15 protein-coding genes are annotated in these 14,779 nt (G+C 32.8%); 11 read left to right on the top strand and 4 right to left on the bottom strand.

Annotated elements, in window-relative coordinates:
* Positions 1-44 precede the first annotated feature (44 nt).
* Together BM246_RS10230 and BM246_RS10225 are read right to left on the bottom strand one after the other, a co-directional pair.
* Positions 45-476 carry a DUF2141 domain-containing protein gene (locus BM246_RS10230; RefSeq protein ID WP_042495573.1) on the bottom strand — a complete coding sequence of 144 codons (432 nt, stop codon included), beginning with the start codon at positions 474-476 and terminating at the stop codon, positions 45-47.
* A 116-nt stretch (positions 477-592) separates the two neighbouring features.
* Positions 593-1,444, bottom strand: coding sequence for a UDP-2,3-diacylglucosamine diphosphatase (locus tag BM246_RS10225; protein ID WP_042495570.1), 852 nt, complete (start codon positions 1,442-1,444; stop codon positions 593-595).
* A gap of 332 nt (positions 1,445-1,776) precedes the next feature.
* On the opposite strand from BM246_RS10225, the gene aroC reads away from it, so the two are divergent.
* From aroC to BM246_RS10200, 5 genes are all read left to right on the top strand, one after another.
* Entirely contained in the window at positions 1,777-2,838 is a 1,062-nt protein-coding gene (gene aroC / locus BM246_RS10220) for a chorismate synthase (protein WP_074937684.1), read from the top strand.
* A 408-nt stretch (positions 2,839-3,246) separates the two neighbouring features.
* Complete coding sequence (locus BM246_RS10215; RefSeq protein WP_042495564.1) at positions 3,247-4,572, top strand: dicarboxylate/amino acid:cation symporter; 1,326 nt, start codon at positions 3,247-3,249, stop codon at positions 4,570-4,572.
* 31 nt (positions 4,573-4,603) lie between these two features.
* Complete coding sequence (locus BM246_RS10210; RefSeq protein ID WP_074937682.1) at positions 4,604-5,290, top strand: cupin domain-containing protein; 687 nt, start codon at positions 4,604-4,606, stop codon at positions 5,288-5,290.
* Between the two features lie 59 nt (positions 5,291-5,349).
* The gene (locus tag BM246_RS10205; protein WP_175489790.1) at positions 5,350-5,928 is read left to right on the top strand and encodes a DUF1287 domain-containing protein; all 579 of its coding nucleotides are present in this window, start codon (positions 5,350-5,352) and stop codon (positions 5,926-5,928) included.
* A 44-nt stretch (positions 5,929-5,972) separates the two neighbouring features.
* A complete protein-coding gene (locus BM246_RS10200) occupies positions 5,973-6,797 on the top strand; it encodes a sulfurtransferase (RefSeq protein ID WP_074937676.1) in 825 nt (274 codons plus the stop codon).
* A gap of 18 nt (positions 6,798-6,815) precedes the next feature.
* Here BM246_RS10200 and BM246_RS10195 read toward each other — a convergent pair whose 3' ends face one another.
* Positions 6,816-7,427 carry a trimeric intracellular cation channel family protein gene (locus tag BM246_RS10195; RefSeq protein WP_042495557.1) on the bottom strand — a complete coding sequence of 204 codons (612 nt, stop codon included), beginning with the start codon at positions 7,425-7,427 and terminating at the stop codon, positions 6,816-6,818.
* 203 nt (positions 7,428-7,630) lie between these two features.
* Positions 7,631-8,377, bottom strand: coding sequence for an RDD family protein (locus BM246_RS10190; protein WP_074937674.1), 747 nt, complete (start codon positions 8,375-8,377; stop codon positions 7,631-7,633).
* A gap of 23 nt (positions 8,378-8,400) precedes the next feature.
* Between BM246_RS10190 and BM246_RS10185 the strand changes: the two genes are divergently transcribed.
* The 6 genes from BM246_RS10185 to BM246_RS10160 all read left to right on the top strand — a co-directional run bounded on the left by BM246_RS10185 (position 8,401) and on the right by BM246_RS10160 (position 14,755).
* Positions 8,401-9,378, top strand: coding sequence for a stage II sporulation protein M (locus BM246_RS10185; RefSeq protein WP_074937671.1), 978 nt, complete (start codon positions 8,401-8,403; stop codon positions 9,376-9,378).
* Positions 9,365-10,303, top strand: a complete 939-nt coding sequence (locus tag BM246_RS10180) for a hypothetical protein (protein WP_074937668.1) — start codon at positions 9,365-9,367, stop codon at positions 10,301-10,303. The genes BM246_RS10185 and BM246_RS10180 overlap by 14 nt, the downstream gene beginning before the upstream one ends.
* Complete coding sequence (locus tag BM246_RS10175; RefSeq protein WP_074937666.1) at positions 10,296-11,063, top strand: hypothetical protein; 768 nt, start codon at positions 10,296-10,298, stop codon at positions 11,061-11,063. Before BM246_RS10180 ends, BM246_RS10175 begins: the two co-directional genes overlap by 8 nt.
* Entirely contained in the window at positions 11,060-12,256 is a 1,197-nt protein-coding gene (locus BM246_RS10170) for a DUF4350 domain-containing protein (protein ID WP_074937664.1), read from the top strand. The genes BM246_RS10175 and BM246_RS10170 overlap by 4 nt, the downstream gene beginning before the upstream one ends.
* A 2-nt stretch (positions 12,257-12,258) precedes the next feature.
* Positions 12,259-13,332, top strand: a complete 1,074-nt coding sequence (locus BM246_RS10165; RefSeq protein ID WP_083415763.1) for an AAA family ATPase — start codon at positions 12,259-12,261, stop codon at positions 13,330-13,332.
* 91 nt (positions 13,333-13,423) lie between these two features.
* A complete protein-coding gene (locus tag BM246_RS10160; protein WP_074937662.1) occupies positions 13,424-14,755 on the top strand; it encodes a DUF58 domain-containing protein in 1,332 nt (443 codons plus the stop codon).
* The last annotated feature ends 24 nt before the right edge of the window (positions 14,756-14,779 follow it).

Genomic DNA, 14,779 nt, shown 5'->3' with positions numbered 1-14,779 from the left:
GCTTTAGGTTTTTTTCAATATTAAAGTTTAAAAGATATTATTTACTACAGAATAATTTTCATTTCTAAATCTTCATCATTAACCTCAAATTTAGCATTAGAAAATTGAGGAGGACCAAAACTCATATTATTGTTCGATGCGCCGTAAGCTTCCTTTGGCATGCCATTTGGTTGAAAATCCATTTTATTGTTGTCATTAGTATCATGTATAACTAAAATGGCGTAAGTTCCAGGTGTAATGTCTTCAAAATTCACATCAATTTTGCCATCAGTAATTTCAGCTTTAATGGTTCTTATACCAGCAGATTTCATAAAGGTTTCCTCGCTATGCAGAGTTAAAATAACATGGCCGTTACTAGAAGGTAGTTTGTTTATTTTAACATGAATACTGCTAGTGTTGTTTTTGCCTTCGGAGGTTTGAGCGGTAGTAAAAGTTATTGAAAATAATAAAGCGAAAATAAGAGATAAAGTTTTCATAATGTTGTGTTTTAATTGTTTAACACTTCAAAGATCTCACTTAAATACAGGTTATTATAAAACAGTTTACCGAAATGTAGATTTTTGCTACTCAACTGTAGAATAGCTAGTTTGGCTTAAATTTTCGATTTCTTTTCTGCCCGATCTACAATAGTAATGGCGGCAATTAAATCGTTAATTTTCATTTCCTCAAAATCCTCGTCAACTATAAAAGGCGCTAGTTTATCTTTACTAAAGTTATAAATCTTCCAACGTTTAAACTGATACTCTAAGGCAGTAAAGTTTTCTACCCAATCACCAGAGTTTAAGTACATGGTTCTACCGTGTTTGTTTTCAATATATTCCATTTTAGGTTGGTGTATATGTCCGCAAACCACGTAGTCGTAGCCGTTTTCTATAGCAAGTTCCGATATTACTTTTTCATAATCGTTTATGTATTTTACGGCACCTTTAACTCCGTTTTTAACTTTTTTAGAAAGTGAGTAACGTTCCTTTCCACGTTTATCTAAGTACCAGTTTACACCGCGGTTAATTAGTGTAAGCATATCGTAACCATAACCGCCGAGTTTCGCTAGCCATTTGGCGTTTTGTATGGAAACATCAAAAACATCACCATGAAAAAACCAAGCTTTCAATCCGTCTAAGTCTAAAACTATTTTATCCACAATAGAAATGTTGCCAATAGTAGTGTTACTAAATTTCCGAAGCATTTCATCATGGTTACCAGTAATGTAAATCACCTCCACACCATTAGAAGCCATGGTCATTATTTTTTTTATAACCTTTAAATGCGATTTCGGAAAATAACGCTTACTAAATTGCCAAATATCAATAATATCACCATTTAAAATAAGTTTTTTAGGCTCTATACTATTTAGGTATGTAAGTAGGTGTTTGGCGTGACAACCATAGGTTCCAAGGTGCACATCCGATATTACGGCAATTTCTATTTTACGTTTTATTTTCAAAAGCTGAGGTGTTGTTCATTGTAAATTTCTAATAATTAGGTGAGATTTGTATTACTTAATGTTTACTATATAATTAACTAATTATGAGGTAATTGTTAACTAAGTGTTACGTGTGTTTTAGCTTTGTTAAAACATTAAATTTTTGATAATTAGGTAGATTGTTACAGATACGAGATATCTTTATTTAAAGATTTTTTTATAAAATAAAAGCCTAAACCAAAGGCATAATAATTAAAGAAAAGGACAATAAAACATATTTTTAACCAACATTTTTATTCAACTAAATTCGTCAAATTCACGACTATAGTTTATTTTAGCCAAAAATTGAAATCATGGCAGGTAACACCTTCGGAAAACTATTTACTTTATCAACTTATGGCGAATCTCACGGCCCAGCATTGGGCGGTGTTATAGATGGTTGTCCATCAGGAATTAAGTTAGATTTAGACGAAATTCAAAACGAATTAAACCGAAGAAAACCAGGCCAATCTGCTATCGTTACACAACGTAAAGAACCTGATACAGTAAAATTTCATTCAGGCATTTTCGAGGGCGTAACCACAGGAACATCTATTGGTTTTGTTATCGAAAACACCAATCAAAAATCTCACGATTACAGTCATATAAAAGATAGTTACCGTCCAAGTCACGCCGATTATACCTATGATAAAAAATATGGTGTACGCGATTATCGTGGTGGTGGTCGTAGCTCGGCGCGCGAAACGGCATGTCGCGTAGTGGCCGGAGCCATTGCAAAACAAATGCTAAAAGGTATCGAAATAATAGCCTACGTTTCTGGAGTTGGCACCATGAAATTAGATAAACCGTACAACGAGCTAGACCTAAATTTAGTAGAATCTAACATCGTACGTTGTCCAGACCAAGATATGGCAGCAAAAATGGAAACTTACATCAAGGAAGTTCGCGGAAAAGGTGATACCGTTGGTGGTATAGTGAGCTGTGTAATTAAAAATGTACCAGTTGGTTTAGGTGAGCCGGTTTTCGATAAATTACATGCGGAACTAGGTAAAGCCATGTTATCTATCAATGCTGTAAAAGGTTTTGAGTATGGTAGCGGATTCCATGGAAGCACCATGTATGGAAGCGATCATAACGATGCTTTTAATAGTGATGGTACTACAAAAACAAATTATTCTGGCGGTATTCAAGGCGGAATAAGCAACGGTATGGATATCTATTTTAGTGTTGCATTTAAACCCGTGGCTACGCTAATTCAAAAATACGAAACCATAGATAAAGATGGTAATTTTGTAGAAATGCAAGGTAAAGGACGTCACGACCCATGTGTTGTACCACGCGCCGTACCTATTGTAGAAGCTATGGCAGCACTTGTAATAGCCGATTTTCAATTAATTAATAAGCTTTATAACTAAAATATTTTTTAGAAGCTATTTCCCGCTTTCCGCTATATCTTTTTATGTGCAGAAACGTCATTTGTGTTTAAAAAAATATAGCTTAACCAGTTATTGTTTTTCTGTTTAATAACTTAAATATTAAGCATATAAGAAGGATGTCGCTGCTATCGGGGCTAAACCTGTCTGCCAAATTATAGCTTTTGGTAGTGTCTTTTTTTGCTTAAAAAACACGTGTATTTAATTATTAAAAAATCAATTTAAGACACTTTTCATTCATTTATTGTGTGCAAATATTCGTATTTGTAATTAAAAATCTAATTTATCTTCAATTTTTTGCAGTAAACTCATAGCGAATCTGCTTTTTTTCATACCAAAAATACTTATATTGTGTCAAATTTTAAAGACGTAAAAAGTATCCTAAAACATATGAAAAAACTTGCAATGCACTGGAAGATTATTATAGGAATGATTCTCGGAATCATTTTTGGTTTTATTATGAATAATGTAGACGGTGGAAGAGGCTTTGTAGGCGACTGGGTTGCACCTTTCGGAAAGATATTCATTAATCTTTTAAAACTTATTGCAGTACCTTTAATATTAGCATCTTTAATAAAAGGAATTACCGATTTAAAAGATATCTCTAAAATAAAAAACATGGGTTTACGCACCCTGGGAATCTACATGGGAACTACCGTAATAGCTATTGCTATAGGTTTGGCTTTGGTAAATACAGTAAAGCCAGGAGTTGGAATGCCAGAAGAAACTATTGAGAAAATTAAATTACGTTATGCTAATGACACTGGTATAGCCGATAAAATTAGCGAAGCATCTGCACGAACAAATGCAGGACCATTACAAGCTTTGGTAGATATTTTTCCGAGTAATATTTTTCAATCTTTCACAGAGGCTTCAATGCTTCAAATTATATTTTTCGCACTTTTTGTTGGTATATGTTTATTACTAATTGGAGAAGAAAAAGCCAAACCATTAACAGGTTTTTTTAATTCTTTAAATGATGTGGTCATGAAAATGGTCGACTTAATTATGCTTTCTGCTCCTTATGCCGTGTTTGCATTAATGGCGAATGTAATTATAGCTTTCGATGATACTGAGATACTCTTAAAATTACTATTATACGCTTTATGTGTAGTTGTAGGCCTTGTTTTAATGATAGGTGTTTATTTAATTCTAGTTGCGGTGTACACTAAAAAATCACCAATGTGGTTTTTACAACAAATTAGCCCAGCACAATTATTAGCATTTTCAACAAGTAGTAGTGCAGCAACATTACCTGTAACTATGGAACGTGTAGAAGAACATTTGGGAGTAGACGGTGAAGTTGCCGGATTTGTACTGCCCGTTGGAGCTACAGTAAATATGGATGGAACCAGTTTATATCAAGGTATTGCAGCCGTATTTATCATGCAAGTAGTTTGGCCAGAAGGTTTAACATTTACCAATCAATTAGTAATTATCGGTACGGCGTTGCTAGCTTCTATTGGTAGTGCAGCTGTACCAAGTGCCGGTATTGTAATGCTTGTAATTGTGCTAGAATCTATTGGGTTTCCTGCTGAATTATTGCCTATTGGTTTAGCTTTAATTTTTGCTGTAGATAGACCTTTAGATATGTGTAGAACCGTTGTTAATGTAACAGGAGATGCTACTGTGGCTATGATTGTGGCGAAATCTTTAGGAAAGCTACACGATCCAAAACCTCAAGAATGGGATGATAATTATGCGGAGGTAAAATAAAAAACATAAAAATTTAAATAAAACACATTTTATGAAAAAAAGAATTCTTATAAACGCTTTATTAATGTTTGTATTATTTACAAGTTGTAATAATAAAGTAGAAAAAAAGCCAATGGTAAACACTAAGGAGGTTGTTAAAACGGAATTAAAGTTTACTAACGACCAATTTTACGATAAGGATGGTAAGTTTTTAGAAGAAAAGGCTAAAGATGCTTTAATCGAAATGTTAGAATATCATAATTACCCAGTGTTTGATGGACTTCGCGAAAAAATTTGGCTTACCGATTATAACAAAGGCGATTATGCTAACTTAGGTTTAGCTTCTGTTATGTTTGTGAATAATGAAGATGACCGATATATGTTAATGGATATCTTTTTATTGCCGAGTCAAATGTTAGGAGAGCATATGCATTTTGCAGCAGAAAACAATCCAGCTAAAATGGAAGGTTGGCTTATTAGGCACGGTAAAAGTTATGTAGCAGGTGTAGGCGAGAATAACCGCGATCAATTTCCTCAAGTTGTAGTTCCAAAAACACATTGGGACGGTAAGGTAACGGCAAACCATATTGTAGAATTAAATGAAGGTGGTTTCGATTCGTTAGCACTTGTAGAGTCTGCTCATTGGCAAATGGCAGGTCCAGAAGGGGCAGTAATTACAGAAGTAGGTAATGTGCATACAAATTCTGGAGTTTTAAGGTCCGATCCAGCCATGAATTAATTCAGATAACTATAGTGTTATTTCAAGCGAAAAAAGGGGTTTAAATAATCAGGCTTTCTATGAGAAAAGTATTTATTTTAATATTATTATTTAACCTCAATTTTTGTTTTTCGCAAACTGAAAACACTAATTTTCAACTATCAGATTGTGCTCTAGAGTTAATAAAACAAAACGTGGTTTACGATCCCAGCTATTTTTCAATAGATTATCCAAATGGAGATGTGCCTAAAGATAAAGGCGTTTGTACAGATGTTGTTATTCGTGCGTATAGAAAAATGGGAGTCGACTTGCAGAAAAACGTGCATGAGGATATGAAAGCTAATTTTAGTGCTTATCCTAAAATTTGGGGACTTAAAAGAACTGATAAAAATATTGATCATCGAAGAGTGCCTAATTTAATGACATATTTTAAAAGGCAAGGTGCAGAAAAAGTAATTAGCGACCTAGCTAAAGACTATTTACCTGGAGATATAGTGTGTTGGAATCTAGGAGGTGCCATAACGCATATAGGAATTGTTGTCAATAAAAAATCTACAGACGGAAAACGGAATTTAATTGTTCATAATATTGGTAGCGGACAAGTTTTAGAAGACTGTCTTTTTGATTTTAAAATTATTGGACATTATAGATATATGTAGAAAACAACTTATTTCTTTATATTTGATTAAACCATAAAATCAACATGAGCACTTCAATTAGTTTACCAACACCAATTGTTTCTGTAAAATGGCTTCAAGAGCATTTAAACAATGAAAACCTTATTGTTTTAGATGGTACTATAAATAAAGTTTTTAATGCTTCGCAAAAGCAAATACCAGGAACAAGACTTTTCGATATCAAAAAGAAATTTAGCGATGTATCGAATCCGTTTCCTAGCGCTTTTCCTTCGGAAGAACAGTTTCAAAGAGAAGCTCGAAATTTAGGAGTAAATACCAATAGTGCCATTGTAGTTTACGATGATAAAGGAATTTACTCGAGCGCACGTGTTTGGTGGTTATTTAGGGCATTTGGCTATAATAACGTTGCGGTTTTAAATGGAGGTTTTCCTGAGTGGCTAAAGGCTGGTTATGCCACAGAGTCTATGACGAATTATGATGGTGAAATTGGTGATTTTTCAGCTAATCTTCAACCAAAATTTATGCAGTTTTTTGATGATGTAAAAACAGCTTCAGCAAATAAAACACATACAATTATAGATGCGCGTTCTGCCGGACGATTTAACTGTGAAGTACCAGAACCTCGCGAAGGTTTGCGTATGGGGACCATTCCAAACTCGGTTAATTTACCTTTTACAGATTTATTAACCGATGGTGTTTTAAAACCTCAAGTAGAATTAGAAAAAGCTTTTTATATGCTAGCGGATAAAAATGATGATATTATATTTTCGTGCGGATCTGGTTTAACGGCATGTGTTTTGGCTTTAGCGGCAGATATTTCTGGTTATAACAACTTATCTGTTTACGATGGTTCTTGGACAGAGTGGGGAGATTTAGTGCCAAACAAGTAAAGATTCATACTAAAAAACTTAATGTTCGAATTCTTCCTTATAAAGTCGTGGTAAAGAGATTTTAAATTTAACAGCAAGTAAGCGTATTAAAATAACTACAGCACCAGAAATTATAAAAATCCAATTTTCTTGAATAGGAAATTCTTTTAAAATAAAATAAGTCGCACCACCCATAATACACGCGGTAGCATAAATTTCTTTGCGGAAAATTACAGGAATTTCATTACATAAAATATCACGAATTACACCTCCAAAACTAGCTGTTATTGTTCCTAAAGCAATACAGATTAACGGGTGTAACTCGGCTTCAATACCTTGCTCAACACCTGCCATAGTATATATGCTTATACCAATGGTATCGAATAAAAATAGAGAGGTACGTAGGTAATTAATTTTACTTCTAAAAAGTACTGCGGCAATGGTAGAGCCTAAAATAACGTAAGAAATAGTGATGTTTTGCATCCAGCTTACTGGTGTGTGGCCAATAAGTAGATCACGTAATGTTCCGCCACCAACAGCTGTTACAAAGGCAATGATTAAGATGCCAAAAATATCCATCTTTTTTTCTAAGGCAATTAAAACACCCGAAATAGAGAAAGCAACAATACCTAAAATATCGATGTAAAACATATGAGTTCAATTTATAGCTGTTAAATGTTTTATTAGAAAATTCAGTAGATATATGTAATTGCTGAACAGTTTAACGTATTAACAACGCTTATTTTTTTGCGCGAAATTAGTTCTTTTTAAGGAGTGTTTCTGTTTTCTTTAGGAAGATTTTTTACGAGATGTTTGTTTAGTAATTTTTTATAAGAATAACAGAAATACCACACTTACATGTTTTGAGTGTAATAGTTGTAGTCTTTCATAATAACATCAATAAATTCTATGTCAGTTTTTTGTTTAACTTCTTTGATTTCAATAACTTCTATAAGCTTTTTACGCAGTTTTATTAAAGTTGGATAATCTAGTGATGCTTTTGCTGTGGTAAATGTTTCTTTTATAATTCTAGCATCATTATCCGATAATTTTATAACATTCGGGTAAGTGGGCCTATAGTTATCTTGCAGATTTTCTAGAATAGTATGGCTGATATTTACATTGTTTTTTAACGTAATTACCGATGTTCCGGCCGTAATATCACCCAGTCTTTGGTTTTTACTACTCGTAATAATAGAGATTAATGCAACCACACCGCTAAGCATATTTAAATCTATAATACGAAAAAGCCAACGTATCAAAAAATCGGCTAAAGAGGCTTGGTAACCATCTATTTTTACCACTTTTATTTTTAAGATACGTTTACCTAAGGTTTGTCCGTCCAAAAGAGTTTCAAAAATTAAGGTGTAAAAAATAACGGGAAAATAGAAGGTGACGTATATAGCGCCTTGAGACCAATTATCCATATCCTGAATTAAAGCAGGAATGTTAAACAGGTTGAAAAGCAGCTGGTAAACAACAATAATGTAGGCGATTTTTATAATCCAATCAATACCATATGCTAAAATACGTTCACCAACACTTGCCGCTGTAAAATTTATATTAACATTTTGTGTAGTATTTATTTGTAACTCTACCATGAATTGTTTTAATTTGATTACACATGAGAGAAGTTGCATTTATTAAACAAAACAAAGAGAAATGGCTAGATTTTGAAAAAGCTATTTTTGGAAAAACTTTAAAAAATCCAGACGAGCTGGCTTCTCTTTATATTCATTTGGTAAACGATCTATCTTACGCTCAAACCTATTATCCCAAAAGTAAAACAATTCTTTATTTAAACAACTTAGCAGCCAAAGCTTTTCAAAAAATTTATAAAACTAAGCGTGAAGACAGTAATAGATTTATACAATTTTGGAAAATAGAAGTGCCTTTAATTGTTTATCAAAGCAGGCGATATGTGCTTTATGCATTCGCTATTTTCTTAACATTTGTTGCCATTGGTGTTTTGTCGGCTGCTTTCGATGATTCGTTTGTGCGTCTTATTTTAGGCGATCATTATGTAAACATGACTTTGGAGAATATCGAAAAAGGCGATCCGGTGGCTGTTTACAAAAGTGGAAGTAATTGGGGGAGTTTTATAGGCATTACGCTCAATAACTTATACGTGGGTATCAAGTCCTTTATATTTGGTGTTTTTGGCGGACTCGGAACAGGTTATGTGTTGTTACAAAACGGTATTATGCTTGGCGCTTTTCAATTTATGTTTCAAAAACATGGCGTGCTTTGGGAAAGTGTTCGTGGTATATGGATTCATGGCGCTATGGAAATTTTTGCTATTGTTATCGAAGGTGCAGCGGGTTTACTTTTGGGAGCAAGTATTTTATTTCCTAAAACCTATTCTAGAGTTACAAGCTTTAAAAGAGGCATGAAAGATGGTGTTAAAATATTAATTAGTACGTTTCCGTTTACTATTGCGGCTGGTTTTTTAGAAGGTTTTGTAACTCGATATTCTAATATTATGCCCAATTGGTTATCGGTTGGTATTATTTTAATAACGTTAGGTATTATTTCATTTTACTATTTAGTTTACCCATTTATCATAAATAAAAAACTTAAAAAAACATATGGAATTATATAAATCAAGAGGTTTTAGTGAGTTTTTTCAAGATACTTTCGCGTTTATAAAACAAAGCGGAAAACACTTTTTTAGAGAATATTTTATTATAAATGGTATCTTTTTATTGGTTTTAGCGGTTTTAGGCTATTTCTTTACGAAGTTTTATAGCGATTTTGTTTTCGGAAGCATTCTAAACAATAATAGCACCACGCTTTTAGATGAGTACTTAAATGATAATTTTGTGCTATTTATGGCTATGGTTTTTATTTTCGTTATTGTTGCTGTCATTGCCGGAGTAGTATCTTATGCATTTCCTTTTGTTTATTTAAAATTATATAACCATAACAGCGGTACAAACTTCGAAACACGAGATATTTTAAAAGCCTATAAAGCGAACCTAGGTAAGCTTTTTACATTTATACTTTGTTGTTTTCTAATTGGTTTTCCTATGCTAATCATCTTTTCTATTGGTGCTATAATTTTAACGGTTACCATAATCGGTATTATGGCGCTTCCGCTTTTAGCAGGTGCATTTATGCTTTTTTATGGCATGGCATTAATGGAATATTTAGAAGACGAAAAAGGCATTTGGGAATGTTTTTCATACTCATGGGATTTGCTTAAATCTAAATTTTGGGCAGCAGTAGGTAGCGTTGGTTTGTTCTATTTAATAGTTTACATTATACAGAATATAATTTCAATAATTCCTTACTTTTTTGGTATGGCAAGCATGTTTACTACGGTACAAGATGTACCTTCTAACGAAGATATTGGGGCTACCATGACTGTGGTTATGCTAGCTATATTTTTCTTAACCTTTTTTGTTAGTGCAGTTTTAAGTAACGTGGTACAGCTTAATCAAGGTATTGTATTTTACAGTTTAAAAGAAGATAAAGAGAATATAAATACCAAAAGTGTTATCGATCAAATAGGTTCGGGTGAATAGGAAGCAAGCTTTACATATCGTTTTTTTAGTATTTGGATTGTTTTTATCTTCAGGAACTATTTCGGCTAAAAGCATCACAACTTTAGAGGTGGTTTTGGTTGAGCAGGATAGTTTGCAAATAGATACCACTTGGGGCGAAAAACGACATTTCGAAAATTTAAAAGAAATCTATACTGGTGAAGAATTTGTTTACGATAGAACCGTTGAGAGTTCTGGTTGGTGGACACGATTTAAGCAATGGTTAAATGAACGTTTTATCGATTTCTTTGAAATTAAAGATAAAGGGCAATCTTTTGCATTTGCAGATATAGCTCTTAAAATAGGAGCCGTTCTCGTTATTCTGTTAGTCATCTTCTTTATTTTTAAAGCTGTAATGAATAGCGAAGGCAAATGGGTTTTTGGCAAAGGATCGGATAAAAGTATTATTCCTGTTAGTGATATAGAAGCTAATATTCATGCTGTAGATTTTAAAACACTTATCGCTTCCGCGGAAACAGAACACAATTATAGATTGGCTATTCGGTATTATTATTTATGGCTTTTAAAAGGATTAACTACGGCCGAAATTATTGAATACGACGTTGAAAAAACAAATAGTGATTATCAAAACGAAATTGTTTCGCAGGATTTAAAAAAGGGTTTTTCATACACATCTTATTTGTACAACTACATATGGTATGGCGAATTTGATGTTAACGAGCATGAGTTTAATAAAGCGAAAGAAGCTTTTATTCAATTTCTAAAATCGATAAAAGCATGAACAAAACAATAAAAATATATATCGTTTTGCTCGTCTTTTTATTTGCTGGAGCCGCCGCTATAGAGTTTACTAGAGAGGAACCTATAGACTGGAATAGAAGCTTTGACGAGACAGATAAAATTCCATATGGTACTTTTATTTTCTACGAAGAACTTAAAAATCTATTTCCGGAAAGTGATATAAAAACAATTAAAACAACACCCTACGAATATTTTGATGCGCTTTACAATTTTGAAGATAGTCTTTACGATACGAGCGGAACGTATATGGCGGTTAATAATTTTTCTGGTTTAGACGATGTGTCTTCACAAGAACTATTAGACTTTGCTGCGCATGGAAACGATGTTTTTATAGCGTCTCATTTTCCTTCTAAAAACATTCAAGATTCTTTAGGAGTCGATATTAAAAGTGATTATAATTTTAAAGGAAAAGCGCTTTTAAGCTTTGCTAATCCAAACTTTAAAACCGATTCTATAACCGTTGAAAAAGGTTTAGGGAATTATTATTTCACGAAATTAGATTCAGCATCAACAACTGTTTTAGGCTATCAAAAATTCGATTCTATCCAAAATATTAATTATGTAAAAATAGAATATGGAGCAGGGAATTTCTATTTACATCTCCAACCTGTTGTGTTTACTAATTATCATTTACTTAAAAAGAACAATAAAAAATATGCCGAAGCAGCTTTGTCTTATGTAGAAAACGATACCATTCATTTTGATTCGGTTAATAAAATAGGGCAAGATTTAGGCAGTTCACCGTTAAGGTTTATTTTAAAAACACCGGCCTTGCGTTGGGCTTGGTATTTGGCTTTGTTTACAATGGTTTGCTTCATGATTTTTAATGCAAAGCGCAGACAGCGTATTGTTAAAATTATAAAATCTTATGAGAATACAACCGTGGCATTCACCAAAACCATTGGTAATTTGTATTACGAAACCAAGGAGCATGATACTATTATTGATAAAAAAATCACTTATTTTTTAGAGTTCTTAAGACGAGAATACTTTTTAGATACGCAGATTTTAGATGAAAAATTCATTAAAAATTTAAGTCTTAAATCAAATAAAAAAGAAGATACTATAAAACGATTAATTAATTTAATTTTACAATTGAAAGCCAAACGACATCTAGAAGAGGCCGATTTGTTAAGGTTAAACAAAGCTATTGAGGCTTTTTATAATAAATAATTATGGACGAAAACAACACGCCAAGCAACGATAATTTAGATTTAGGAGCAGAACAACAAAGTTTTGAAAATACTATTGAAGGGAAAGAAGCCGGACAAGATTCTAATTTAGATTTTAAGAGTCGTATTGATTTAAGTGAGCTACAAGAAGGTATAGCACTTATAAAAAATGAAATAGGAAAAGTTATTGTTGGGCAGAAAGGGATGATAGATATGCTAATTGCTTCTATTTTAGCTAACGGCCATTCTTTAATAGAAGGTGTTCCGGGCGTTGCCAAAACCATTTCGGCTAAGTTATTGGCAAAATCATTAGATGTTGGTTTTAGTCGTATACAGTTTACACCCGATTTAATGCCAAGTGATATTTTAGGAACCTCGGTTTTCGATATGAAATCATCTGAATTTCAATTCAAAAAAGGACCTATTTTTTCGAATATGATTCTTATTGATGAAATAAATCGTGCGCCTGCAAAAACGCAAGCTGCTTTGTTTGAAGTTATGGAAGAACGCCAAATTACTATCGATGGTAATAAATTTATTATGGATTTACCATTTATTGTTTTGGCAACACAAAACCCTGTAGAGCAAGAAGGAACTTACCGTTTACCGGAAGCACAATTAGACCGTTTTTTGTTTAAAATAGATGTAGATTATCCTAATTTAGAAGAAGAGATTGAAATTATAAATAGAGAACAAGCCTTGCAAGGTGGCACAAAAACCGAAAAGATTACGGCACATTTAAGTAAAGAAGATATTTCTAAATTTCAGATTTTGGTGAGTCAAATAATTATCGAATCGCATTTAGTAAAATATATAGCTGATATTATTGTTAACACACGAAGTAATCCGTTTTTGTATTTAGGCGCTTCGCCACGTGCATCTATTGCAATATTAAAAGCAAGTAAAGCCTTTGCAGCCATGAACGGACGCGATTTTGTAACACCCGAAGATATTAAGCAAGCCGCTATTCCGGTATTGCAGCACCGTGTTATTGTTACTCCAGAGCGCGAAATGGAAGGCGTAACTTCTAAACAAATTATTAAACAAATTATAGAAGCTGTAGAGATTCCGAGATAAGGAGTGAAGTACTCAGTTTGCCGTATTCAGCAAAAAAATAAGTAACAAGCACAACACGTAACTAATAACCATCAACCAATAATCAAAAAAATTGAAACGTATTAAACCTTTTTACATACAAAACAGATTTTTCTACGGATGCCTGATTGTTATGGTCTTGTTTGTGTTAAGCTTTGTGTTTCCTAGGTTGTTTAATTTAGTGAAGTTGTTATTGCTATGTTTGTTTGCTCTTACGTTTTTAGATGCTATTTTATTATTCGTTGCAAAAAAAGGTATAAAAGGAAAACGAAATTTACCGGAAAAATTCTCTAATGGTGATCAAAATGCTATTGGTGTTTCTATTGAAAACTTCTACACATTCCCTATTTTTATTAGAATTATAGATGAAATTCCTGTACAGTTTCAGGTGCGTGATTTCAAAATAGATAGAAAGTTAGATGCTTCTAGCTTAACAGAATTAGAGTACGAACTGCGCCCAACGGAGCGTGGAGAATATCAATTCGGGAAACTTAATATTTATGCCACTTCGGTTTTTGGATTAATTGCAAGACGCTTTTGGTTTGATGATGACCAAATGATTGCTACGTACCCAAGTTTTATTCAATTGCGTAAATATAATTTACTTGCCATAAGTAATAATTTATTACAGTATGGAGTTAAAAAAGTAAGGAAGTTAGGGCACACCATGGAATTTGAGCAGATTAAAGATTATGTTTTAGGTGATGATTTACGAACCATAAATTGGAAGGCTACTGCCAAGAAAAATCAATTAATGGTAAATCAGTTTCAGGATGAAAAATCTCAGCCTATATATTCTGTAATTGATAAAGGACGTGTTATGAAAATGCCTTTTGATGGCTTAACTTTACTAGATTATGCTATAAATGCTGCTTTGGTAATATCTAATGTGGCTTTAAAGAAACAAGATAAAGCCGGTATTTTTTCATTTTCCAAAAAAGTAGAAAATAGAGTCGTTGCGGAGCGCAGAACATCTCAAATGAATTTGATTTTAGAGGCGCTTTACAACGTGAACACCGATTATTACGAAAGTGATTTTGGACGTTTGTATGCCGATGTAAAGCGTAATATTACGCAACGAAGTCTTGTTTTGCTATATACTAATTTTGAAACCTTAGATGGTTTACACCGCCAATTACCTTATTTAAAAGGAATTGCTAAAAGTCATTTATTAGTCGTTATATTCTTTAAAAATACAGAGTTAGATAGTATAATAGATGAAAAGGCCGAAACTGTTCAGCAAGCTTATGATAAAGTAATAGCAGAAAAATTTGCTTTCGAAAAACGTCTTATCGTTAATGAACTGAAGAAATATGGTATTTATTCCATTTTAACAACTCCAGAAAATTTAACTATAGATACTATAAATAAATATCTGGAAATTAAAGCACGAGGCTTACTCTAGACTATATATTATCTTTTGGATATA

This window comes from Algibacter lectus, from assembly GCF_900112395.1.
Lineage (GTDB): Bacteria > Bacteroidota > Bacteroidia > Flavobacteriales > Flavobacteriaceae > Algibacter > Algibacter lectus.
This window is presented reverse-complemented; position numbering and strand designations above follow the sequence as displayed.